Genomic DNA, 24414 nt, shown 5'->3' with positions numbered 1-24414 from the left:
CATTTAAAACTAACATTTGTTTAACAACCAAACAGGTGTTAGGTGTCATGACGTCGCGCGAAGATGAAATTCTCCAATTGATCAAAGATGATCCCTTCATCCAGCAACAGAGCATTGCCGACAAACTGAATATCAGTCGCTCTGCAGTGGCTGTGCATATCATGAACATGACACGAAAAGGCGTGATTCGCGGAAAAGGCTACATTGTTGACCGTCCACAGTATGTGGTCGTGATTGGCGGCACCAATATGGACATTCTGGGTCAGCCGGAAGTGGCGATGGTCGAACGCGATTCCAACCCCGGAAAAATCACGGGTTCGGCCGGCGGCGTCGGTCGGAACATTGCAGAAAACCTGGCAAGATTAGGCGTCGACACTAAATTGATCTCAGTGGTTGGGGATGATGCCTACGGTAACGTGGTACTGGAAGCTACGCGCAAGGCGGGTGTCGATGTTAAAGCGGTCAGTCAGCTTACCGGACAGACCACATCCACCTATCTTTCTCTACTGGATGCCCATGGAGACATGCTGGCCGCGGTGTCAGACATGTCGATTCTCGATCACCTGAATATCGGGTTACTCGCCCAACATACTGATCTAATCCAACACGCTGCGGCGATTATCATCGACACCAACCTCAACGACGATGTTCTCGCTTACCTGTTTAGTAAGTTTCACGATCAGGTCATTTATTTAGATACAGTGTCGACCGCCAAAGCCATCAAAGCCAAGCCATACCTAAAGCATATCCACACCCTGAAACCGAACCTGTTGGAAGCGCAGACCATTTCGGGTTTGCCACTTAATTCCGATGAAGATATCGATGACATTGCAGACTGGTTCATTCAACAAGGCATCACCCGTCTATTTCTAAGCCTGGGGGCAGATGGCATCCTTTATCGCTCCGCTGAAGATACAGCTTTGATTCGCTCACCAAAGGTCAATGTCATCAACGCAAATGGTGCGGGAGATGCCTTTCTCGCCGGATTGGTTTACGGACAAATGAATAATCTGACTGACGCAGAATCGTGCCGCTTTGCGCTCGGCTGTGCCATGTTAACGATGGAGCACATGCAAACCATCAACCCAACCATTACCGAATTGATGGTGCAACAGCGCCTAGAGGAAGCCTTATGTTAAACCCCTATCTCGACATTCACCCGGACGTTCAGCAAGCCTTGTCTGAAGGCAAACCTGTAGTCGCACTGGAATCGACCATCATCTCTCATGGCATGCCTTATCCCGAAAATGTGGAAACTGCCCTGCGCGTAGAAAAAGCGGTACGTGATAACGGCGCCATTCCTGCCACTATCGCGATCCTCAAAGGCCGTTTAAAAGTGGGTCTCAGCGAAGAAGAAATCACGTATTTAGGGCAGCAAGGTCAGTCAGCGATTAAAACCAGTCGTCGCGATATTCCTTTCATTGTCGCGAACAAAGCAGATGGTGCAACTACTGTCGCGTCGACGATGATTCTGGCCAATATGGCAGGCATCCGTGTGTTTGCCACGGGTGGCATTGGCGGCGTTCACAGAGGTGCCGAAACCAGCTTTGATATCTCCGCTGACTTGGAAGAATTGGCAGAAACCAAGGTCGCCGTTGTGTGTGCCGGGATCAAGTCCATCCTCGATTTGGGACTGACACTTGAGTACCTGGAAACCAAGGGTGTGCCGGTCATTGGCTATGGCACTGAAACATTGCCTGCGTTTTATACGCGCGAAAGTCAGTTTGGTGTCGACTACCGAATCGACAGTCCCGAACTCATCGCGGCCGCACTGAAAGCGAAATGGGAAATGCAGCTTAAAGGCGGTGCAGTGATTGCCAACCCTGTACCTGAAGAACACGCACTGAAGAATGAAGAAATTGATAGCGTGATCGACGCTGCGATTGCGGAAATGGATGCTAAAGGCATAAAAGGTAAAGATTCCACGCCATTTTTACTCGCAAAAGTCGCAGAAAAGACGGCAGGAAACAGCTTAAAAGCTAACATTGCCTTGGTATTGAACAACGCCGCCCTCGCCGCGAAAATCGCGGTTGCATACTGCGATTAAGTCGTTTTTCTCCAACCCACCTCAAAATTGATTACACCTCTAAACACCTTGAGTGCCGGAAAATAGGCCTCAAGGTGTCCGTTTTCATACGATAAATCCGCTTCAAATGTCGCAAATCAGAGTTTTTGGTTCATGACGTCCGTGTTTCAAATAAATTAATTTTACTTTTTATTAACATTGTCCTACCCATAGGGGAGAAGCTGCGTTCTGGACTGCGCCAATCTCTAAGAGCTGTAACTAAATTAAACATGGACGGTTTAAAACAAACCGAGAATGGAGAGGTTCCTATGGGCACAGTATCCTCATTACGCCAACCCGTTAACATTGGTTTCTACCTTTGCGATAGGTTCACTATGTTGGCAATGGCTTCAGCGATTGAAGTATTGCGAATGGCAAACCAATTGTCAGGAGAAACGCTGTACCAATGGCATACGCTGAGTGAAGACGGCCAAGCAGTATCAGCAAGTGATTCACTACAGATAGGTGTTGATGGGGGAATACCTTCCCAACAACCTCTGGACATCGTGATTGTCTGTGGTGGTCTGGACATCGAAAAGTCAGCCAATCCACGTCTACTCAGCTGGCTTGCTTCGCTAGATCGTAAGCACGTCACTATTGGTGCTATATGCACTGGAAGCTTCATTCTGGCAAAAGCTGGGATCATGCAAAACAAAGCCTGTTCGATCCATTGGGAGTATCTGGCTGGTTTTCAGGAGGCCTTTCCTGCAGTGCGTGTCAGCAACAAGCTATTCTCTATTGATGAGCAACGCATGACCAGCGCGGGCGGTACCGCCCCCATGGACATGATGCTCAATATGGTCACCAAAGAGCACGGAAATAAATTGAGTGCCGCGATTTCTGAAATGTTCATGTGTGAACGTGTTAGAAACAGCGAAGACGTACAGAAGATCCCTTTGAGGAATCTGATTGGTACCGCACAACCCAAATTGCTCGAAACTGTCTCACTGATGGAAGCCAATCTGGAGGAACCTTTCTGTATCGATGAGCTTGCCAGCTTAGTGCAACTCTCACGCCGTCAGCTCGAACGACTGTTTCAGAGGCACATTCAGTGCTCGCCTTCACGTTATTATTTGCACCTCAGGCTTAGCCGCGCGAAGCAGCTTCTGATCCAGACAAACCTATCCATTATTGAAATCTCGATTGCCTGCGGGTTTGTTTCAACCCCTCACTTCTCCAAATGCTATCGCGATTACTACGGTATCCCGCCGCGGGAAGAACGTGTAGGCATGCGCCAAGACCAAGAGCCAACACTCGGCAGCGTCAGCCTAGAAAGCGCACAAATAGCCAGCTAAACATCGAGTCCCTTCCAAAACATCAGCCCCGGAATTTCCGGGGCTTTTTTTATTCTGCGGATTCAGCCCTCTCATCCTCTGGAATAAAGTGTTCAATTTTTGTTCAGCGCTGAAATCTACGCTTTTCACCCTCTCTATCCTGCCGATAATCTGGACGAAATGAATAACATGATAAGAATCAAGACACATAACAAAACTCGTTTCGTTCAAAACTAATTTGGGTAAAAAATAAAGCGGTCAACGTTTAACCACCACCCCCGCAACCCGCGTGCTTTTTGAACAAACCGCCACATTCCATAATGACGTTTGTATTAATTCAACGTTACCCAAAGGGTTATCCACCGTTTCTGTGGGTAACTTTCTTCGCAACACGTAATAGATTGAGATTAGGTGATTAAATCTTGACCGACCGAATTTTGCGACGCAGGACAAAAATTGCCTCCAGACATTCCTTTGTCATCTCAATGACATATAACCTGCCTAAATCACCATACAAGAAAGGAGTCATTTGATGGGTACAATTGTTGTGACAGGAGCCTCCCGTGGAATAGGATTGGAACTGGTGAAAACATATCTCGCGAAAGGCGATAAAGTGATCGCCACATATCGCTCGCCAGAGCCACCAAGTACACTGACACTCTTGCAAGGAACTAATCAACTAACGCTCCACCCTCTGGAAGTTACCGACTCACAAAGCATCGAAGCCTTTGCAGCATCACTTGAAGATACTCATATTGATGTCTTGGTGAACAATGCGGGTATTATTGGTCCTGACCATCAGAGTTACAGTGATATGGACGTTCAAGGCTGGAAACAGACCTTTGAGATTAACACCATCGCCCCATTAATCATCACCAATGCTTTGCTCAGTCATTTAAAGAAAAGCCGTTCACCTAAAGTCCTGACTATTTCCAGCCAGATGGGAGCTTTGAGCCGTGAGTCCATCGGAATGTTTGCGTACCGAAGTTCTAAAGCTGCCGTTAACAAAGTCATGCAGGTGCTGGCATTAGAACTAAAAGCAGAGGGCATTATTGTGTGTCCGGTACATCCAGGGTGGGTGAAAACCGATATGGGTGGTGATGAAGCCGACATCACGGTGCAAGAGAGCGCAGAAGGTATTGTAAAACTCTCACAGTCACTGACAATGAACGACAGTGGCAAATTTTTCACCTGGGAAGGTCATGAACACGCTTGGTAAGCACATTGAGTATCGTTGGCTGAATACAGACTCGGAGCAGTATCAGCAGGCTTTGAGCCTTCGTTACCGTTTGTTTTTCGAACCGGCAGCACTGCCTTGGGAAGTTTTATTTGATGCGGATGAAGATAACAGCCTACATCTTGCGGCTATCTGTGGCGGGGAATTGCTGGCATATGGTCGGTTGACCAAACGGGATGATTCAACCATGCAGATATCACAAATGGTGGTTTCACCGGACCAACAGCGCAAAGGGTTGGGAGAAGCAATGCTTAGCCGACTGGTTGCCAATGCGAAAAAGCACCTAACAAAAAGTATTATTTTAAGTGCACGCCTGCATGCAATGCCGCTTTATGAAAAGTTGGGATTTAATAAAATGGGCTACGTATATACCTCTCCAAAAACTGGCATTAAACATATTAAAATGAAATTAGTTCTATGAAGGGCTGAATGAATCAGCCCTTTTATTTAACGCAACATCATGAAATTTAATTAAGCAATAACTTCTTCTTTGTTTTCAATAGAAGAAGGTGAACCGCCATTGATTGCAATGGACTTAGCTTTCATTGCTTCAGGAATAACTTTCAGAAGGTTAATCTTCAGCAGACCATTTTCCAGATCTGCACCGGTGACCTCAACATAGTCAGCCAGGTTGAACTTACGCTCGAAAGTACGGTTTGCAATGCCTTGGTACAGGTAGTTTTTACCTTCTACCTTCTCTTTCTCACCACGGATTGTCAGCACACCACGCTCGACGTTAATGTGAAGCTCTTCTTGAGTGAAGCCAGCAACTGCAAGCGTTATCGCGTACTTGCTGTCTTCAAGCGATTCAATGTTATACGGAGGGTAACCCGCTGCAGCGCTTTCTGCGCGAAACGCGTTATCCAGTAAATTGGCAAAACGGTCAAAGCCAACGCTATTACGGTATAGTGGGGTCAAATCGATAGTTTTCATCATATATCCTCCAAAGAAGCGATAATAAATTCAATTAGTATATTTACCTGAGAGGCTGCACGAATATCGCCACAACCTCTACACCACTATATTTGGAGACGGTCAAAAACACTTTCAAGGGTAATAACCAAAAATTTTTCTATTTTCTTTTAAAATCTTGATTATTTATCGATGAAATTTGTAAATGTGGATTATTTGTTAACAGGGAAAAGTAATCACAAATTTTTAACATTGGGGCTGTCCGAAGAAGATTCAAGTCAACAAACGAAAAATTCAGTAACTGATGTTTTTATTATCTATCAACAAACCTTCTTCCAATGGCGCTGCGCGCGATTTTTCGTTACAAACACGGTGCATGCAAGTGTTTAGGCAAAGAGCCTGAACCATTTTCTTCGAGTTGGCGTTTAAACAGCTAAATTCCGCTGCGCATAACTGGCCATTCATGAATAGACGTTCCAGTGTTTCCACACTGAATTCAAGTTGCACTTTTTCTGTTTGTTGAACCGCGATGGCTCCTTTGCCTTTAACGTGCTTGCTATCCATTGCCTTCACCCGTCTAATTTTCCTATCACATACTCTGAATTTAGATGATAATAGTTATCATTACAACCCAGAGTAAATTATGGATATGAACGACACGCTGACGGTAACGCTACATTGAATGAACAATTTGCACTGTAAATTTCTTATTCGGTGGGTTCTCTGAGGTACCTTCCGGGTGTATTGCCTGTCATTTTTCTAAAGAAGCTGATAAACGCGCTATCGCTGGAGAATTTCAGTCCAGACGCCACTTCTGACACGCTTTCTCCTTCAGACAACCGTTCGATCGATGCCTGCAATCGCCATTGCTGACGCCATGATTGATAAGGCATGCCGGTTTCACGGGTAAAAATGCGGCTGATGGTTTTGGCACTTGCACCAATACCTTTTGCCATCTCGACCAAGGGTTCTGGAAGGTCTCTGCCCCCCATAACATCTTCTAGCCATACCTTTAATCGACGATCAGACGGTAATTTAAGCGCGAAGTGTTCTTCCTGTGCGCTTCCGAACTCCTGACAAAACAGAGAAAAGATCGCACGCTGATCTTTTTCCGGCATCTCCCACTCCCAGTAAGCCATGCGCTCGATAAGCTCCCTCAGTAAACCATTAACCGCGATGATCTTTATCTCTTTCGGAAGGTGCTGGGATACCTGAGCATCAAAATACAACGAACGATAGGCCACAACGTTACGCATCACAGCGCAATGTATTGTACCAGCGGGGATCCAGGCTGCACGGCTTGGTGGTAACACGCACCACAATCCGTTCAGGTTGATGCTCATACAACCCGAAGAAGCGAACAGAAGCTGGTGCTTCTTGTGCTTGTGCATGCCCGAATCGTGACGTCCTACTTGTGCCGCAACACCAATAATGGGGGCCTGCAGCACGTCCGCATTGAATCGGGTTTCCTCAGTAATAACTGCCATTTTGCCTAACGTTATACCTTAATGATTTAGAACAAACTTCAGCATTTCAGTACGGCAGTGTTGGTGCTCTCGGTTTACTTTTGTGCACTATTGTTGATGCTAAGAGGAAGCAACGAGCAAGAATCCTTGAAAAAGCTGATTTGTGAGAGGGTCGATTACCCAGAGCCAACCCAACAAAGCTATGCCGGGTTGGCGACAGACAGGTGTTTATTTAATGGCGGTGCAGAAGCTCACATCAGCATGATGGGTTTGCATGTCAAAGCTATGGTAAAGCTCGAAGCATGGACGATCATCTGATTCAATGCCCATTTCAATCACTTTACCCATCAGGTCATCCCATGCTTTGGGGTATTGACTAAAGTCCGTGATATTCTGGCGCATGACCGCATATTCGCCACCGGGAAACTCCTGAAGCTCAATACCTGCAGGGACATCGGTCTCATCCGGCACCATTAGGCAGATATCCGTCCTGCACTTCTCATTTGGGGTGATTTCAGGGTTATCGTGGTAAATGAAAATACAAGTGTTCCCTGCCAAGCCATTCATACCCGCCCATTGATAAAGGCGACCACTCGCTTCTTCATATCCCTGACCATAAGGGCCTGTCACACGGACATAGGCCAGTTTGCAGCGCTCGAAGTGTTGCTTTTCCATTGTCTCGCTCCATGTTGATGTGTCAGAGCCAGTATATGAATCAGTCACTTCCGCTTCGTTTCCAATCTTGCGCAGCGTGTGTCCAATCTTGCTGTTTCGTGTTAGTTCGGAAAATGCCTTGTAGTCTTCACAGTCGCGAAAGGCCGTTGGTGTCACGCCAAAATGTTGCTGGAAGGCCTTCGCGAGGCTCTGAGAAGACGAAAAACCAAACTCTAGGGCAATGTTGAGCACTGGCTGTTTGTTTTTAAACAACTCATCAGCGGCCGCTTCGAGACGCAGACGCCTGATGAAATCTGCCAGCGTTTCTCCCTGTACCGCCTTAAATGTGCGGTGAAAATGATAAGGTGAGAGATTTGCCAAAGCAGCGACTTCGGGCAGGTTGAGTGGTTCGTTAAAGTGTTTTTCCAGATACCGAATGACAGGCATCAGCCGCTTTTGATAATCGACGCGCATGAATAGGCTTCCTTATTTTCTTGCAAACAGCCTAACTGATTTCTTTGGACTGAGGCCACAATGAAGCACGAAAACACTGGCATACCTTTACGCTGATCGCGATAAAGCGCTGAAAACTTGCCGTTGGCGAGACGACGGTCACCAAACCTGCCAATCCTCCTTTAGCCCAGTCCCCCTTGGGTTATAGTGAGCGCACTGAGTTGTATATAGTGATTAGCAATGAGTTTCGAGCAACAACTGGACCGTGCACATGAGGTCCTTACTGAGAAAGGCTTTTTGCCATCTTCCGCCAATCCTTTGATTTACCGTCTTGCGCGTAAATTGGGATTGAAAGTTCCACCACCGCAGTTCTGTTCGTTCAGCATCAACACGCTGCTTGGTACCCTGTGGTTTGGTACCTTGTGGGGATTAATCATGTGGTTTATGCAGTGGGAATCTCTCGGCGTGTCCCTCAGCTACGCGTTTAACGCATCTCTGGTTACCGGCCTGTTTTTCGGTGTAATGATGTCTGCGTGGTACAAGCTTTCCGCTAAAAGAAAACAGCTTCCTAGCTGGGGCGAAATCTAGATCAGTCTGGTTTGCCGACCACCCTGATTAGGGGGATGGGTGGTCAGCAAGCCAGCTATTTCAATTAGCTTCTCTGCCTTAGCAAATATTGATATAAACAAAAACACCCGCATGAGGCGGGTGTTTTTGTTTTTCATAAGCTGAGATGATTACTCCTCAATACCCCGCATTCGCGCGCTGCGTCTTCGCAAGAATTCCAAGGTTGTCAGCAAAGCGATAGACAGCACCACCAGCAAGGTCGCTGCGGCCAGTATGGTTGGGCTGATCTCTTCCCGTATTCCCGACCACATCTGAATCGGCAGCGTCGTCTGTTCTGGGCCTGCAATAAAGAGCACTACGACCACTTCATCAAATGATGTGATGAAAGCGAACAGCGCGCCGGAGATAACCCCGGGCGTAACTAACGGCAGGACGACCTTGAAGAAAGTCTGAACCGGATTCGCCCCTAAGCTGGCTGAAGCCCGTGTTAGCGAGTGATCAAAGCCGCTCAACGTCGCTGTCACAGTAATCACCACAAATGGAATACCCAATGCGGTATGCGCCAGAATCACGCCTACATAGGTTTGGGTAAGCTGGAAACGGGAGAAGAAAAAGAACATCGCCGCAGCGGAGATAATCAAAGGCACAATCATTGGCGAGATAAGAATGGCCATGATCGCGTCTTTATAAGGCATGTAACGGCTGGAAAGCCCCAGCGCCGCAATGGTTCCCAGCACCGTCGCCAACAAGGTGGAAGCAATCGCCACAATCACACTGTTTTTGACCGCTGTTTGCCACGCCTCAGAGGTGAAGAAATCGTCGTACCAGCGAAGCGAATATCCGGCAGGGTCAAAACTCAACATTTCAGGCGTAAACGTAAAATAGGGTTCCGAGTTGAAACTAAGTGGAATAATGACCAACAAAGGGCCAATCAAGAACAGGAAAATCGCCGCACAGATCAGGCGAAACACCACATACCAAACCTTTTCTCCTGTAGTGGCGCATTCAGGTAATGCCATAACTTCCCCCTTACCCTAACTTCACGTTGTCGACGCCAATAAGGCGGTTGTAAACCCAATACAGCAAGATCACCACAATCAGCAGAATGGAAGCGATGGCCGCCGCCAAACCCCAATTGAGTGAGGTTTGCATGTGGTAAGCGATGAAGTTGGTGATAAAGGTACCCGTTTGACCACCCACTAAGGCCGGTGTGATGTAATAACCAATCGAGAGGATAAACACCAAAATCGAGCCAGCGCCGATACCCGGCAGCGTTTGCGGGAAATAGACCCGGCGGAATGCCATAGCTTGCGTCGCCCCCATCGAGCGCGCAGCCCGCATATAACTCGGTGAGATGGTTTTCATGACGGAGTACAGCGGTAGGATCATAAAGGGCAGCAGAATGTGTGTCATCGCCACCAAGGTACCCGTCTGGTTATAGATCATCTGTATTCTGTTTTCGTCATCCAGAATGCCTGCTCCCACCATTAGATCATTCAACACACCTTGTTGCTGCAAAATCGCAATCCAGGTAGCGGTACGAACCAAAAGTGACGTCCAGAACGGCAGCAGAACCAGAATCATCAAAAGGTTCGCCTGTTTCATTGGCAGGTTCGCCAACAAATAAGCAACTGGGTAGCCCAAGAGCAGACAAAGGAAAGTAATGCTCATACTCATATAGAGCGTTCGCCAGAACAGGGCATTGTAAATTTGTAGATGTTCAGGCTGGGCGACGATACTGCCGTCATCGCCATATTTAAGGTCAACCGCATTCAAGTAGTAAGAAAGCGTATAAGGTGACGACTCACGTTCAATCAGCCGCCAGACGGCAATATCCATCCAGCGCTTATCGATTTTCGCCATCGCTTCTTTGTACGGGCCTTCATTGAGGCGTTTGGATTTTCGCGCTGATTTCATGATCAGCGAACGCATACCGGACTTTGCATAGTTCAGGCGCGACGCTACTTTACCGATATTGCGCGCTTCAGCGCCGATTTTCAGGTCTTGCACTAAAGCAGCATAGGTTTCTTCACCAGGCAGCTCTTCGCCATTCCAGTCTTGTAGCGCGGCTTTGGTGTTCGGAAGATAGGTAGAGACTTCAGGGTTTTCGACACTGCGTTGAAGCATGTCAACGATGGGGAATACAAAAGCCACCAGCAAAAAGATCAGTAGCGGCGATACCAATAAAAATGCCCTGATTTTGTTGCGACGGATAGAGCGTTGCTGGCTGACTCTCAGCGATACCCCATCAGCTGTGGTTATTTCATTGACTGGACTTCCCTGCACCAGACTCTCCCAACTTCAAATAAAAACAAAAACGGCGGGCCCCCTTTCAGAAACCCGCCAATGACTTCAGATTACTTCGCTAACCATGCGTTGAAACGCTGGGCCAGCTCATCACCGTTATCTGCCCAGAACTCATCGTCTTTCGGAATCGCGGTTTGGAAGTTTGGTCCATAGGTTGGCATGTGTGGTTTCATGTCGATACCGGTTTCAGCATGCGTCGTCACCATGCCTGCTGAAGAATTGCGCGCAGGACCGTAAGAGATATATTTCGCCTGGTCGGCAAGACGTTGTGAGTCCGTTGCAAAGCGCAGATAATCTTTCACTTTGTCCAGTTTGCCTTTTGGCACAACCCAGCCATCCAGCTCGAACACCTGACCATCCCAGATAATCTCAAACGGTTGCTTCTCATTGACTGCAGCATTGAAGATACGGCCGTTGTAGGCAGAAGCGAACGCCACTTCTTTGTCCGCAAGAAGCTGCGGTGGCTGCGCGCCCTCCTCCCACCAAATCACATTGTCTTTGATGGTATCGAGCTTCTTAAATGCGCGCTGTACGCCCTCTTCGGTGCTCAGCACGTCATACACGTCTTCCGCTGCTACGCCATCTGCAATCAAAGCCCACTCAAGGTTGTTGATGGGTTTTTTCTGCAGAGAACGCTTACCCGGGAAGTTTTTCAGATCGAACACATCGTCGATTTTGGTAGGCGCCTTATCAAACATCTCTTTGTTGTAAGCCACGATGTTTGAATAAACGATAGACGGAACAAAACACTCACTCAGTGAGCCAGCCAGGAAGTCTTTGGTCGCTGGCGTGCCATCGGGTGCAGCCGCCAACAAGGTATCGTGATCCAGCGGCTCAGCCAGACCTTCATCACACGCGACAATGGCGTCTGAAGGCAGGATGTCCACCAAGTCCCAGGTCACATTGCCCGCTTCAACCTGCGCGCGCAGACCTGACAGGCCGTTCTGTGATTTATCGATATTGATAACCTTAGTGCCGGTTTTTTCCGTCCAAGGTTCATGGTAAGCCTTAGTTTGGCTGGCAGTGTATGCACCACCCCATGAAACAACATTCAAGGTTTCATCGGCTACAGCGTGAGTCGCCATGCTTGCAACGCCTGCCAGAATGGCAACGTTTAACGCGAGTTTTTTCATTTTTCCTTCTCCTCAAGTCTTTCGCTTGTTTACGTCTGATCATGAGCAGGAATCAAAATCTGCGCGTCACCACGACAGAAAAACTGCGTTCCTTACTAACCCAAATCAGTTGTCGAGCCCTGTACAAAGTACTTGTGCTAGATATTTCCTTACGAGGCGTCCAACGCCCTGCAATCTTCTTCCGACCAACCAATGCGAATGGTATCGCCACGCTGAAGGTTCGGGTGCCCTTCCGCATTGGGGGTTTTGATAATGAATTCATCGCTCTCACAGACTGAGACGCGGGTACGCAGGTGGTCGCCGAGGTAAATCACTTCCTCTACCTTGGCGTCGAAAATATTGGAAAGCACGCCCTGTTCTGGATTAATCACAATGCGTTCTGGGCGGAGGGAGAGGGTAGATTTTTCGCCAGTCTGGCCGACAGCCACAGGTTTGGCCGTAATGATATCGCCGTTGGGGATTTTGACCTGACAGGCCTGATTATTCATTGAAATCACATCGCCGCGCAGACGGTTGTTTTCACCAATAAACTGCGCAACAAAAGCGTTAACTGGGCGCTCATAGAGCTCTTCTGGCGTCGCTAACTGTTGCACCACACCGTCGTTAAACACCGCAATGCGATCTGACATGGTCAGCGCTTCTGACTGATCGTGAGTCACGTAAATCATGGTCACGCCGAGATCTTCCTGAATGTGTTTGATCTCGTACTGCATTTCTTCACGGAGGTTTTTATCCAGTGCACCCAGTGGTTCATCCATCAAGACCAGCTCAGGCTCAAACACCAAAGCACGGGCAACTGCGACACGTTGCTGCTGACCACCGGAAAGGTGCGCAGGACGACGATGACCGAAATCAGACAAACGCACCATATCCAATGCGCGCTTTACCTTTTTTTCGATTTCAGATTTAGAAAGGTTTCTGACCTGAAGAGGAAATGCGAGGTTTTCCTCTACCGTCATATGAGGGAAAAGTGCATAGTTTTGGAACACTAGTCCAATGCCACGTTTGTGTGGCGGCAGCTTTTTGATCGGGTTGCCGTTCAGGTAGATCTCACCATGAGTAGGCTGCTCGAAGCCGGCCATCATCATTAAAACCGTTGATTTACCTGAACCTGAAGGCCCTAGCAGTGTGATAAATTCACCCTGCTCGATGTCCATTTCAAATCCTTTGACCACCAAGGTTCTTCCGTCATAGCTTTTTTGTACGTTATCGAAGCGTACAAAGGGCATTCCAGAATCCCCATTACTCCCGCTCTGGTGCATAAATTACGCATTCCTTAACATCACTAATCATTTAGAGCCTATAACAGGGATTTAACATTGATCAAAAAGCGACCTTCCGAGTGAGAGACGGATCATGAGCGCGTCATGATTCTGTGAAACATTGCACTTACTTCATGCTCATAGAAATGATGCAAAAGTCACGAATATCACTATCTTTCAGATATCGTTTTCAACACTTTTGATAAATTGGAAACCACTATTAAAAGACGTTCTATCGTCACAAATGGAGTCGCTCTCTATGCAATCCCGCTACTTACCTTTTGCGCTTCTGGCGCTCTCCCCTTTAGCTTCTGCTGATGAGTGTGGTGATGTCACCATCGCTGATATGAACTGGAACTCTGCGACCTTAATGGCACATGTTGATCAATTCATTCTGGAAAACGGTTATGGCTGTAACGCGGAACTGGTTCCCGGCGACACCATGCCAACCGGTGTATCGATGACGGAAAAAGGCGAACCTGATATCGCACCGGAGTTTTGGAGTAACTCCCACAAAGAGATGCTGCAAAAAGGTGTCGATGAGAAGAAGCTTCGTTTTGCTGGCCCGGCTTTCGCAGAAGGCGGTGAAGAAGGCTTCTGGGTACCCAAGTACATGGTCGACAAAAACCCTGAACTTGCAACGATTGAGGGTATCAAGGCCAACGCCAAACTCTTCCCTCACCCTGAAGATGATTCCAAATCTGGCTTTATGACATGCCCTGCTGGTTGGACATGCCAGATCACTGCAGGTCACCTTTTTGATGCCCTTGGCCTTGAAGAGGCGGGCTTTGAAATGATCGACCCAGGTTCAGGCGCTGCGTTAGCAGGTTCAATTGCCCGCGCAAATGACCGCGAGAACGCATGGTTTGGTTACTACTGGTCTCCAACACCTGTTCTCGGTCGCTATGACATGGTGAAAGTCGATTTCGGTGTACCGGCAGATTCAGATCACTACGAAAGCTGCATTACTCAAGCTGACTGTACTGACCCGAAAGTGACGGCTTACCCGCCTTCTGCCGTGAACACCATCACCACAGAGAGCTTTGCGACGGGATCACCTGCAGCATACGAATACATCAGCAACCGTGCATACTCGAATGCAGATATGAGTGCGATGATGGCATGGATGGAAGAAAATCAGGCTGACGGCGAAATTGCCGCGTTTGAATTCTTGGAGTCCTACCCGCAGGTTTGGACCCAATGGGTACCGGCAGAGGTGGCTGAGAAAATCAAAGCTGCAATGTAACCGCCAACCCTTCATCTCAAAGGGAGGCATTCGCCTCCCATTTTTGTTCTCGCAAGATTATTCAGTGGGAGAGTCATTCTGCCCTAGCGTATGAGAGCAGAATTTAAATGCATGCTGTAGTGACAGATGAGCGCGCTTATTCGAGCCAGTAACTTTCAAGTTACCGCTACTCGGCGGGTAGCATACGCACTTTCCGTTCAAGAAACCTACGGGAAGCGCTGCTTGGAGCAATCTCAATGGCTTTCAAATATGCGTCGCGCGCGCCCGAGAACTGGCCAAGTTTTTCGAGCACGTGAGCATGTGCTGCATGCCATGGTTGGTAGTTTTTTAGCTCAAGTTCCAACTCATCCATTTTCTTCAAAGCGAGTTCAGGTTGACCGGTTTCAGCGATAGCCACTGCCCAGTTCAGCGCTACCACAGACGTCGGTTCGAAAGCCCAAAGCGCTCGATAGAGAAAAGATATCTGCAGCCAGTCGGGTTTGGGACGCATCATTTGGCAATCTGCGATAGCAGCTTTAATTTGGAAAGGACCCGGTCGTCCGCATTCAATGGCATCCTCAAGAATGCTTCTTGCCTCGGTGACAATATCAGTTTGCCATTGCGTTTCGTTTTGCTCTTCGACAGGGACGATAGCGCCCTCTGCATCAATTCTTGCCACTCGCCTTGCGTCCGTCAGAAGCATTAGAGCGAACGCCCCGTCAATCTCCGGATCATCCGGCGACAGTTTGCGCAGAACGCGCATTAAAAATATGCTCTCCTCACACAGGAATCTTGGCCCAGAGTCTTCTTTCACATACCCGGTGGTAAATATCAGATAAATCGTGGATAGCACAGTTGCCAACCTATCCGCCCACAACTCAGGCGCCGGAATAGAAAAGCCAATACCTTTCGCTCGAATCTTGGCTTTCGCTCTCGACAGTCTTTGCCCCATTGCTTGCTCGCTATCGAGGAAAGCCGCGGCGATCTCTCGCGTCGTCAAATTGCAAACGGTTCGGAGCGTTAAAGCAATGCGGGATTTTTCCTCAAGAGCCGGATGACAACAGGTAAAGATTAATCGCAGACGTTCATCTGGAATGATTTCCGTATCGTCTTTAATAAGCTGATTTTGCTGAATTCTGGCGATAAGGTCTGAATCGTTTTGTTTCTGGGCTTCACGTTGAATCGCACGGATTTGGTCTATGCCTTTGTTCAACCCCACCTTCATCAACCAGGCGACGGGATCGTGCGGAATACCTGTTCGACTCCAATGCTTGAGCGCTGCGATTGATGCTTCCTGCAATGCATCTTCGCCCAATTGGAAATCCCCCAGTCGGGCGATGAGCCCAGATAGAAGCCGGCCCCGATCGCGACGTAGCACCTCATCAATGACGTGGCTTACGGCTATAGCTTTGGGGACGGCATTCTTCACTAACTAGTTCTCCACTTCATAGTCCAGCAGTGGCCGCACTTCGATAGTGCCGAAATGAGCAACGGGTATCATCGCAGCGTATTTCAACGCAGAATCCAAATCATCAACATCGATAACGTAGTAGCCCCCTAAATGCTCTCGGGTTTCCGCAAAAGGACCATCCATGGTTTCTACCTTGCCAGACGTTATCCGGAGAGACGTCGCGGTTTCGATACCTTGCAAGCCTTCACCACCCACAAGCACACCATCGTTTTTGTAGGTTTCACTGGTTGCAGCAAACGCAGCCATCATCTCATCGAATTCCGGGGTACCGTATGCAGGCTCTTTATACGGTGCGGCGTACAGTAACAGCATATATTTCATGTCTTGCTCCCTTGGTTTTGATGGTTCTCGCTACAAGGACGATCCCGTTTTGCCTTTTTCGACAGGTATAGAAAAATAATTGTCCAATTGTTACTGGAATGCGTGAAAAAGATATGAGCAGACGCTAACTCTGTGGACTTGGGCCTTTGGTTGTTCCCGCTTATAAAGGGGGAAGCTAGATAGATCTTTAGCTCTTGGCCCTGAAGCGTTGAGGACAAAGCGGATTAGGTCTTTGCTCCAACCCAAACGGTTCGAACAAACTGGATTAGAGTAAAAATATATCTATCTACAGTCTGCAAACTTGGTGACTAATCAACACATCCAAACTAGATCCCCAACAATGAATTATTATTTTAACTTTGTAGTCTCTGCCAAATTAATAACTCCCAAAAGATTCTCCCAAGAAGTCATTGGATGAATTTTCTCATCAACATAACCTTGCTCCCCATAAAAACGTATCGTGACTGTATCAGGCGAAGCTGTAGCTATTTTCTTCGCATCTTGCATACTCAATGGTATTTTAAAGTGCTCATGTGTATAAACTGTATTTCCTAGACTTCCACCATCGACGATCGAAGTATTGGTATATCTACCTTCTTTCCAATTCGCGACTATCTTTTCCTTTCCTACAAAAATAGTTACTGAGTCTGCATGAATCCAGTTCAGTTGCATCGTGCGAACATCAGTGAGAATAATGTTTTCTCCTGAGTCCGGATGATAAGTAAAGTTAATTTTGCGATAAGCTTCACCGAGGAGCCAATCATCAAAGTCAGAACCTGTATAATAAAATCGCCCTTCCAACTCATCTGTAACAACCAAGTTTGAATATTTAGTTAATAATGTTCCATCTACTGAATACTCCGATGCATCAATTACTGCTGTGTTCAATTTTGTTGACTGACAGCCGAGTAGGGAAAAAGATAAAACAATTGAAACCATTAAACTTTTGACATTCATTTTTTCGATTTATCCAAAAACATTCTCAAAACTTCACCTTTAGTAATATAACCGATGTATTTTTCACGAAATTCACATGGCAGAATCTATCACGTAGTACATAAGAGTAGACTTGATTTTCATCATATTAAAAACCAATTGGTTATTCATTATTCAACCAGCCCCCCCATTTTAATAAACGAATAAGCTAAGAGGGAAAATTAGTTTTAATAAAAAAGGGTTGGTATTGCGAGACGAATGAAGAACGCACTTAACTGTACAAGATCAAAGATGGTTTATATAACCAAGAATTTTGTATTCCTAGTTGCAAAAACCATATGAGACAAATCTCCCAAGAGCCAAACCCCACCCTAACCTTCCCCTTAAAAAGGGGAAGGAACCAGAGCTGGTTGTTAAGCCTTACTGAACGTCCGCGCACTCCACGTCGCTTCCACTGGTTGCTTGCCGCAACAGAGTGCCATGATGATGCCGAAGCATGCGCCTTGGGTGATCATCGCCGTGCCGCCGTAGCTGATAAATGGCAGCGGGCTTCCCATTACGGGTAGTAAGCCACTCACCATGCCCAAGTTGATAAAGGCATACAGGAAAAAGCTCATCGCCAGTGCGCCGCTAACAAGACGGGAAAACGGTGAGGCCGTATTGACTGCCAGCCATAATGCGCGGCCTGAGATAAACAGATACAGCGTAATCATGACCGCACTTCCGAGAAAGCCCCACTCTTCGGCAAAGGTCGAAAAGATAAAGTCGGTGTGGCTTTCAGGGATGAATCCCAACTGCCCTTGTGTTGCGTGCATAAAGCCTTTGCCACGCACACCGCCCGAACCAATCGCAATCAGGGACTGGATAATCTGATAACCCGCGCCGAGTGGATCCAATTCCGGATTCAAAAACTGAGTGACACGCAGTTTCTGATAGTCCGCCATAAAGAAGAACCACATTACCGGCACTGTCGCGGCAACAGCTGCTAACACCGAACCAATGATTTTCCAGCTCATGCCTGCTAGATACAGCACGAACAGTGCGTACATCACGGTAAAGATCGCGCCGTCCAAGTCTGGCTGAATCACAATCAGCCCTGCGGGTAATGCGGTGACTAACGCGCAAAGTCCAATCTTTTGCAGACCCGGTCTGCCGGGGTCTCGCACTATCAACCAGGCGATAATCATAGGTACCGCCACTTTCACAATTTCAGAAGGCTGGAAACGAATTGGGCCAAGCGCGAGCCAGCGTTTGGCACCGTTGACCGTGTCCCCCGCCACAATCACGCCAAGCAGAAGCACAATCGCCAAACCAAAAAGGTGCGGCGTGAGTGCCCGGTAGGTTTTGGCGGGGATCAGTGAGAAAAACAGTAAGGCCAGAAGCGCAATCATGGCGCGGGCGACGTGTCTCTCAAGGGTCGGAACACTGTAGCCACTGGCGCTCCATACGCTCATGGAGCCAAGGGTGATCAGCGAGACAATCGCGATCAGCAACGGAATATCCAGTCGTGGGCGCAGTATATTCATGGGTTAAAACGCCTTCGTTAAGATCAGAAAAGCCACGTCGGTTTTGCAAGCGACGTGGCGATGAAATAGGTCAGGATTAAGCTTGTGCTGAAGGTGGCTTATTGCCTCTCAGCAATTTACGGACTCGCCAAGTAATCGCAGTCAGAATCGCGGCACAAAGCGTGATAACAGGAGCAGCCATCAGTCCCATGGTGACTGCACGTCCCAACGCATCCGGTAGCGATGGCAGCAGGAATCCGATACCCGCCAGAAGAAACACCCAAAGTGTTGCACTCAGCCAAGCGAAGTAGTGGAAACGTGGCGCTTCTTTCACGCGGATGCCCATCATCATTGGCACTATCGAGCGGACACCCGGAATAAAGCGCGCAGCAAAAAGCGCTACCAAACCATGCTGACGCAGCAAAGCATCCACGGTTTTCATGTTCTTTTCCGGCACTTTCTTCAGCCAGGATTGCACCATTGGTAACTTGTTCAGCCAGCGACCTTGCATAAAGGCCATCCAGCTTCCCATTGAAGCCGCCACAATCAGCAGTGGAAATGCGATAGCTGGCGTTAACACACCGACGGCCGCCAAAGTACCGACCAGTACAACGACGCTGTCGCAAGGTAAGGGAGCCGCTGGTAAAAAGCCGCTTTCAAGGCAAATCAACACAGCCACAATGATATAGATTAGGGTCGCACTGCCAGGAGCCAGCAGCGCATCGAAATCCTGGTTCCACAAGGCCACCAGCACTTCCTGAATTGCTTCAAACATTTTCTCTCCAAGATTCAAAATTAACAGGGTTAAGTGATGCTGGAGAAAGCTTCCCTAGAGTGGATAAAGCGGAACTGGAGATGGCAAGGTGCGCAGAAGCCTGTGATGTTCTGTCGGCTCTGGCGAGTACAGAAGTAGTCTGACGACAAAAGGCCCAAGAGAAGCAGAGAAATGCCTGAAGCTGGAAAGGCTGGCAGTGATGAAGGTTCGTCATCGATAAACTCGCCGTCATCGGGAAGAATGCGTGATGCCATGGTGCGCAGCAGCGAATACTCTTCTTTCGCCAGCGGCACGCTTTCTCTATCCTGCAAAGCGGCGTGATACCCCTGCGCCAAGTCGACCCCAATAACCCCCACAGCACCGCTTAACAGCAGCACCATCATCAGGGCAACATAGAGGGGAAGTCGCGTGGTCGGCGTTTTCACAGCGTATTCTCAAAGGTCAATTCAGGCAGAATTTACTGCTAAAACCACAAAAAGAACAACACTTTTTATTGCTTATGACGACCTTGCATAAGGCGGCGATTTTCCAACCAAAAACCGCCTGAAAAGCGCGCTATTTTTCGCCGTTTTTCGACCAGTTTTGGCGCGCGGATTCATTGAGGAAAGTCCATGCCACAATACGGGTTACTTTCTGGCCTTGCGCCATTTCGATGGTGCGGACATCTTCGACTTTTAACTCTTTCAATTGCTTGTAGATACCCGGCAGGTTTTCTTTCTTAGAAACCATGGTGGTGAACCACAGGCATTGGGTTTTGAAGTCGGCACTTTGCTCTATCATTCGCTTGATAAAAACGGCTTCGCCACCCGGACACCAAAGCTCTGCGTTCTGACCACCAAAGTTCAGCACTGGTTTGCCCTTGCCTTTCATTGGCTGCGCTTTGAAGGGTTCTGAGCCTTTCTTGCGGGCATTGGCGGCAAGGTTCTTCACTTTGCGCTCAGAGCCTTTTGTTGCCTCTGCCATCGAAGCATGGAAGGGCGGGTTGCACATGGTGAAATCGAAACGCTCTTTGGCGTTAATCATGCCCGCGAAAATGTGGTCTGGGTTCTTTTGAAGGCGGCATTGAATGCCGCCTTTGAGGCTTGGGTTCATCTCCACCATCAGCTTGGCACTTTTCACAGATACCGGGTCAATATCCGCACCCACGAACTGCCAGCCATAAACGCGGTGGCCGACCATTGGGTAGACGCAGTTTGCGCCCATACCGATATCCAGCCCCTTCACGGCTTTGCCTTTTGGAATTTCTCCGCCGTTGGATTCAGCGAGCAGATCTGCCAGGTAATGCAGGTAATCCGCGCGGCCGGGGATTGGCGGGCAAAGATAGCCTTCTGGAATATCCCAGAAACTGATTTGGTAGAAGTGTTGCAACAGAGCCTTGTTGAGGATTTTCACTGCTTGCGGGTTGGAGAAGTCGACGGACAAATCACCGAACGGATTCTTCTTCACAAAGGCTTTCAGCTCTGGCGTGCCTTTCATCAGCGCCGGGAAATCGTATCGCGCACGATGAGGATTTCTCGGGTGCAAGCCTTTCTTTGGTTGTGAAGTGGTTTTGTTCGGTTTTGTCATGGTGGCGCCTAGTCGACTTTGTCCGGAAATTGCAGGGCAGCGATTCTAGCACGACAGCCAGAAATTCCGAGCTGATTTCCGCTAGTTGTCAGGTCTTTCGATACTGTGTTCAGTCGGCTGCGGTGTCACTGTCATCACTTTCACGCCGCTCGGCGTATCAAAGCGATGCCAGACATTTTCGGGAACCACGACCAACTCTCCTGCAGATAAGGAAATGAGTGTTTCGTCATCGCCATTGAGCAAGAAAATGGTGGTTTGTCCTTCCAGCACATGCACCAGCTCGTCACCGGGATGGCGTTCCCACTCGCTCTTTCCTTCGTAGTGGGCAATGAATACGCCGCCATCGCGATACTCCGAAAGCGTGGCAAATGCATCTTCACCTTCCCCACTCAGCGAGTGCTCCGGCGTTCGATCCTCAAGGAAAGTGACTTTCTCAAACGCATCCTTGAGGTTGACTCTGCTTCCTTTCATGCCCTTTCCCCTCTCTGGGTAAATTAATTGAGCTTCTTAAACCACTGATCCAGCTTCTCGCCTGCTTTCTCACCGTGTTCTGTTTTCACATGCATCACTACCGCAGCGGCGGCTGCCGCCAGTACACCAAGGTCATCAGAGAAGCCGACGGCAGGCGTGAGGTCGGGAATGGCATCAATAGGCGCGATAAAGTAGCCGAGCGCAGCGAAAATAGTCGTTTTCGCCCATTTCGGTGTGTCGTCATCTGTCGCGGAATAATAGAGCTTGAGGGCATTTTCCAATACGTCGTAACCCGCTTTTTGCGCAAAGTTACGGGCTTTGGTCCAGAATCCATCGTCGGAAAATTCATCGAGATATTTGTTGTCACTCATGGCGCGATCCTTTTCGTCACTGATTTCAATCTACACGCTAATTAATGCGACTGCCTAGCGCGAAGATGAGAACTTTTTCACAGTCGGCAAAATTGAGAAATTTGCTGATGGATTAGACTGTTATAGTGGCACGCTAGTTTGAACTCTAAGAAGGTTAAGGAAAACGGCTGATGAACAAGTGGTACATGGTTCGCCGATGGATCACCTCTCAATTTCAGCGTTTGAGCGGGAAGCACGTCCTCACTGCTGTGTTGGCCTACGCCATCATAAGCTGGGTATTGCTTCGCTTAGCGGGAGAGCAGGCACTCACTTCTCCCTTCGTTGATTATATCTATTATCTGTTAGTGACCGCGTCTACCGTGGGTTACGGCGACATGTCCCCCACTACAACGGCGGGTAAATGGATTGTCGCCCTGTTTGTCATCCCCTGTGGACTAAGTATTTTTGCCATTGGTGTTGGCCGGTTGGCAGGTGTAACCATTGAGTATTGGCGCAAAGGACTGTTAGGAAGAAGGAGCATTGACGTGTCCGGACACATTTTGATTTTGGGTTGGAATGAGAACCGAACCCTTCACCTCATCGACATGCTTCTCCATGAAGAAAAGGACAAGCGCCCTATCGTACTTTGCGTGCGTGCTGACATCGAAAACCCGTTACCAAAGGAAATCGATTTTGTCCGCACCGCCAGTTTTACCGATGAAACCGCCATGAGTCGCGCTGGCGTTTCCGATGCAGACTGTATCATTATCGATAACCCGGAAGACGACATCACCTTCGCTGCTGCCCTATTCTGCGCCAGCAAAAATCCGGATGTTCACATTCTCGCTTACTTCCAGGAAGAAGTGCTGGCCAGCCTGTTGAAAACGCATTGCCCGAACGCGGAGTGCATTCCTTCTGTGTCAGTGGAAATGATGGCGAAATCCGCCGTGGATCCGGGCTCTTCTGAGCTTCACCATGAGCTTTTGAACACACGAAAAGGCATGACCCAATATGCGGTCACCTATCCTGGCGATGCGCAATACACAACAGTGGAAGCACTCTTCCTGCGGATGAAGAAAGAGCATGACGCGACCTTGATTGGCTTCCGACGCGATAGCCATGTCAGGCTGAACCCGCCGCTTGATCAGGAAATCAAGCCCAACGATTTGCTGTTCTACATCGCCGATGAAAGGGTGCTGGACTTTAAATGGGATTAATACCAATCGTAGTAAATAAAAAAGGAGCCATTCGGCTCCTTTCTCTTTATTTATAGGCGCTTAAGCCAGATTCAAACGCTTGCGCAGATTGCGACGAAGCAGGTAACCAATCTCTCGCCCTTGCTTGCCCATGTACGCGCCAAGCAATCCACCAAATCTGGCACCACCGCGCGCTCCTTGGTAGATGGAATCAAACAGGGAGTTTTCTACTTCCACCACGTAATTCATGCGGTCATCACTATCAAACCAAGCCAGTGATTGCTGGTTCAGCGGTGTATCCACCAAGGTGATTTTTTTCTCTGCGGGCAACTTCGCTACGATTTGATTGAGCAGCTTGATGGTGTTGAACGGACGACGACCGTCGCCGTTTGAACGTTCAAAGTCAGCGGCATAACAAACGGGGGCAATCTCAAGGCCAGACTCATCCAACATGCAGTGACGAATCAAAGACGCCGTGCTTTCCGGCCAGATCTCTACTTCGTTAGCAGGTGAGTCGTTAATGAAATCCCACTCGTAGCTATGGCTCGCCAAGTCTACTTTGTTCAGGCCAACCACGAGACGATCTTCAAACTTGCTACCCAGGGCAGGCACTATCACATCGCAAATCAGTCGATAGCCTTGGTTCAGGTTTCGCTCCGCAGCATCCAGCACCACAACCACCATATCGATAAGCGGGTTACCCTCAGCATCGCTTTCGCTAAGGGTCGAACCAATCTGCATATCCAGCATTTTGTCGTGCTGCTCATCACCGTTGTGACCGGGGTAATCCCACACAACCAGATTGCCATTTTGGAAACGGGTAATACCAGACGATGCATTGAATTCTTCGGTCAAATCATTGCCAAACATCGCTTTGATCGTGGTTGTTTTACCCACGCCTTTAGGGCCAGCAACCATAATGTTCAGCGGCTGATCTTCCAGCTCATGCAGACGCAGTTGCAAAGTAGATTTTTTGAACTCGTCCACCAGTGAAGAGTGGCTGATGTCCCAGGCCAGTTGTTGAGAAAATGACTTGCTGTTTTCCATGGGTATGTCCTCGGTAAATACTTCCTATACCCAAGCGTTTTTCACGCCAGCGACTTCCTGTCAGCTTGGGTATTACCATTCACGTAACCAATTTGTCATCTGCAACTATACGCAATGCACAAGCACCGATTTGTCTCGCTCTTGATAGTGCTTAACAATTTGTTTACTTAAGGAATGATGTGCGGTTTGAAGCTGATGAAACTAGGGGAGTTAAAGGCTCA

General features: G+C 48.4%; 26 protein-coding genes. 8 read left to right on the top strand and 18 right to left on the bottom strand.

Features of this window, described 5'->3' with window-relative positions; all coding sequences use genetic code 11:
• The first annotated feature begins 47 nt into the window (after positions 1 to 47).
• From GCE9029_RS12520 to GCE9029_RS12500, 5 genes are all read left to right on the top strand, one after another.
• Positions 48 to 1139: a PfkB family carbohydrate kinase gene (locus GCE9029_RS12520; RefSeq protein WP_062663585.1), complete on the top strand. Its 1092-nt coding sequence runs from the start codon at positions 48 to 50 to the stop codon at positions 1137 to 1139.
• Positions 1133 to 2047, top strand: coding sequence for a pseudouridine-5'-phosphate glycosidase (locus GCE9029_RS12515; protein WP_062663584.1), 915 nt, complete (start codon positions 1133 to 1135; stop codon positions 2045 to 2047). Before GCE9029_RS12520 ends, GCE9029_RS12515 begins: the two co-directional genes overlap by 7 nt.
• A 287-nt stretch (positions 2048 to 2334) precedes the next feature.
• Positions 2335 to 3360 carry a choline metabolism transcriptional regulator GbdR gene (gene gbdR / locus GCE9029_RS12510; RefSeq protein ID WP_062663583.1) on the top strand — a complete coding sequence of 342 codons (1026 nt, stop codon included), beginning with the start codon at positions 2335 to 2337 and terminating at the stop codon, positions 3358 to 3360.
• Positions 3361 to 3871: 511 nt separating this feature from the next.
• On the top strand, positions 3872 to 4558 hold the full coding sequence (locus tag GCE9029_RS12505) for an SDR family oxidoreductase (RefSeq protein ID WP_062663582.1): 687 nt from the start codon (positions 3872 to 3874) through the stop codon (positions 4556 to 4558).
• Positions 4542 to 4997 (top strand): GNAT family N-acetyltransferase, encoded by a 456-nt coding sequence (locus tag GCE9029_RS12500; RefSeq protein ID WP_062663581.1) that lies wholly within the window; start codon positions 4542 to 4544, stop codon positions 4995 to 4997. The genes GCE9029_RS12505 and GCE9029_RS12500 overlap by 17 nt, the downstream gene beginning before the upstream one ends.
• Before the next feature lie 50 nt (positions 4998 to 5047).
• Here GCE9029_RS12500 and GCE9029_RS12495 read toward each other — a convergent pair whose 3' ends face one another.
• From GCE9029_RS12495 to GCE9029_RS12480, 4 genes are all read right to left on the bottom strand, one after another.
• Complete coding sequence (locus tag GCE9029_RS12495) at positions 5048 to 5509, bottom strand: Hsp20 family protein (protein WP_002539983.1); 462 nt, start codon at positions 5507 to 5509, stop codon at positions 5048 to 5050.
• Positions 5510 to 5782: 273 nt separating this feature from the next.
• Entirely contained in the window at positions 5783 to 6052 is a 270-nt protein-coding gene (locus tag GCE9029_RS12490) for a hypothetical protein (protein ID WP_062663580.1), read from the bottom strand.
• Between the two features lie 143 nt (positions 6053 to 6195).
• Positions 6196 to 6975 (bottom strand): AraC family transcriptional regulator, encoded by a 780-nt coding sequence (locus tag GCE9029_RS12485; protein WP_062663579.1) that lies wholly within the window; start codon positions 6973 to 6975, stop codon positions 6196 to 6198.
• A 207-nt stretch (positions 6976 to 7182) separates the two neighbouring features.
• Entirely contained in the window at positions 7183 to 8082 is a 900-nt protein-coding gene (locus GCE9029_RS12480) for an AraC family transcriptional regulator (RefSeq protein WP_062663578.1), read from the bottom strand.
• 219 nt (positions 8083 to 8301) lie between these two features.
• On the opposite strand from GCE9029_RS12480, the gene GCE9029_RS12475 reads away from it, so the two are divergent.
• The gene (locus tag GCE9029_RS12475) at positions 8302 to 8649 is read left to right on the top strand and encodes a DUF6404 family protein (protein ID WP_002539977.1); all 348 of its coding nucleotides are present in this window, start codon (positions 8302 to 8304) and stop codon (positions 8647 to 8649) included.
• Between the two features lie 149 nt (positions 8650 to 8798).
• Here the strand turns inward: GCE9029_RS12475 and GCE9029_RS12470 are convergent, their stop codons facing one another.
• The 4 genes from GCE9029_RS12470 to GCE9029_RS12455 all read right to left on the bottom strand — a co-directional run bounded on the left by GCE9029_RS12470 (position 8799) and on the right by GCE9029_RS12455 (position 13330).
• Positions 8799 to 9647 carry an ABC transporter permease gene (locus GCE9029_RS12470; RefSeq protein WP_062663577.1) on the bottom strand — a complete coding sequence of 283 codons (849 nt, stop codon included), beginning with the start codon at positions 9645 to 9647 and terminating at the stop codon, positions 8799 to 8801.
• Positions 9648 to 9657: 10 nt separating this feature from the next.
• Entirely contained in the window at positions 9658 to 10914 is a 1257-nt protein-coding gene (locus GCE9029_RS12465) for an ABC transporter permease (RefSeq protein WP_062663576.1), read from the bottom strand.
• Between the two features lie 71 nt (positions 10915 to 10985).
• Positions 10986 to 12068 (bottom strand): ABC transporter substrate-binding protein, encoded by a 1083-nt coding sequence (locus GCE9029_RS12460; protein ID WP_062663575.1) that lies wholly within the window; start codon positions 12066 to 12068, stop codon positions 10986 to 10988.
• A gap of 149 nt (positions 12069 to 12217) precedes the next feature.
• Positions 12218 to 13330: an ABC transporter ATP-binding protein gene (locus GCE9029_RS12455; RefSeq protein WP_062663574.1), complete on the bottom strand. Its 1113-nt coding sequence runs from the start codon at positions 13328 to 13330 to the stop codon at positions 12218 to 12220.
• A gap of 259 nt (positions 13331 to 13589) precedes the next feature.
• Between GCE9029_RS12455 and GCE9029_RS12450 the strand changes: the two genes are divergently transcribed.
• Positions 13590 to 14576: an ABC transporter substrate-binding protein gene (locus GCE9029_RS12450; protein WP_062663573.1), complete on the top strand. Its 987-nt coding sequence runs from the start codon at positions 13590 to 13592 to the stop codon at positions 14574 to 14576.
• A 166-nt stretch (positions 14577 to 14742) separates the two neighbouring features.
• Here GCE9029_RS12450 and GCE9029_RS12445 read toward each other — a convergent pair whose 3' ends face one another.
• The 9 genes from GCE9029_RS12445 to GCE9029_RS12405 form a co-directional block, all read right to left on the bottom strand.
• Positions 14743 to 15984: an RNA polymerase sigma factor gene (locus GCE9029_RS12445; protein WP_062663572.1), complete on the bottom strand. Its 1242-nt coding sequence runs from the start codon at positions 15982 to 15984 to the stop codon at positions 14743 to 14745.
• Positions 15985 to 15987: 3 nt separating this feature from the next.
• Positions 15988 to 16347 (bottom strand): YciI family protein, encoded by a 360-nt coding sequence (locus GCE9029_RS12440; RefSeq protein ID WP_062663571.1) that lies wholly within the window; start codon positions 16345 to 16347, stop codon positions 15988 to 15990.
• 348 nt (positions 16348 to 16695) lie between these two features.
• Positions 16696 to 17304 (bottom strand): hypothetical protein, encoded by a 609-nt coding sequence (locus tag GCE9029_RS12435; protein ID WP_062663570.1) that lies wholly within the window; start codon positions 17302 to 17304, stop codon positions 16696 to 16698.
• 392 nt (positions 17305 to 17696) lie between these two features.
• Entirely contained in the window at positions 17697 to 18809 is a 1113-nt protein-coding gene (gene rodA, locus GCE9029_RS12430; protein ID WP_062663569.1) for a rod shape-determining protein RodA, read from the bottom strand.
• A 76-nt stretch (positions 18810 to 18885) separates the two neighbouring features.
• The gene (locus tag GCE9029_RS12425; protein WP_002539946.1) at positions 18886 to 19563 is read right to left on the bottom strand and encodes a DedA family protein; all 678 of its coding nucleotides are present in this window, start codon (positions 19561 to 19563) and stop codon (positions 18886 to 18888) included.
• 29 nt (positions 19564 to 19592) lie between these two features.
• The gene (locus tag GCE9029_RS12420) at positions 19593 to 19988 is read right to left on the bottom strand and encodes a hypothetical protein (RefSeq protein WP_062663568.1); all 396 of its coding nucleotides are present in this window, start codon (positions 19986 to 19988) and stop codon (positions 19593 to 19595) included.
• A 130-nt stretch (positions 19989 to 20118) separates the two neighbouring features.
• Positions 20119 to 21129, bottom strand: a complete 1011-nt coding sequence (gene rlmF / locus GCE9029_RS12415) for a 23S rRNA (adenine(1618)-N(6))-methyltransferase RlmF (RefSeq protein ID WP_062663567.1) — start codon at positions 21127 to 21129, stop codon at positions 20119 to 20121.
• Positions 21130 to 21210: 81 nt separating this feature from the next.
• On the bottom strand, positions 21211 to 21600 hold the full coding sequence (locus GCE9029_RS12410; RefSeq protein WP_062663566.1) for a cupin domain-containing protein: 390 nt from the start codon (positions 21598 to 21600) through the stop codon (positions 21211 to 21213).
• A gap of 23 nt (positions 21601 to 21623) precedes the next feature.
• A complete protein-coding gene (locus tag GCE9029_RS12405; protein WP_062663565.1) occupies positions 21624 to 21971 on the bottom strand; it encodes a YkvA family protein in 348 nt (115 codons plus the stop codon).
• A gap of 170 nt (positions 21972 to 22141) precedes the next feature.
• Between GCE9029_RS12405 and GCE9029_RS12400 the strand changes: the two genes are divergently transcribed.
• Positions 22142 to 23167, top strand: a complete 1026-nt coding sequence (locus tag GCE9029_RS12400) for an ion channel (protein WP_062663564.1) — start codon at positions 22142 to 22144, stop codon at positions 23165 to 23167.
• A 60-nt stretch (positions 23168 to 23227) separates the two neighbouring features.
• Here GCE9029_RS12400 and GCE9029_RS12395 read toward each other — a convergent pair whose 3' ends face one another.
• A complete protein-coding gene (locus GCE9029_RS12395; protein ID WP_062663563.1) occupies positions 23228 to 24193 on the bottom strand; it encodes a GTPase family protein in 966 nt (321 codons plus the stop codon).
• Positions 24194 to 24414: the final 221 nt, after the last annotated feature.

This window comes from Grimontia celer (assembly GCF_900055185.1).
In the GTDB taxonomy this organism is placed as follows: domain Bacteria; phylum Pseudomonadota; class Gammaproteobacteria; order Enterobacterales; family Vibrionaceae; genus Enterovibrio; species Enterovibrio celer.
The sequence above is the reverse complement of the archived record's forward strand: the minus strand, read 5'-3'. Positions and strand labels throughout refer to the sequence as shown.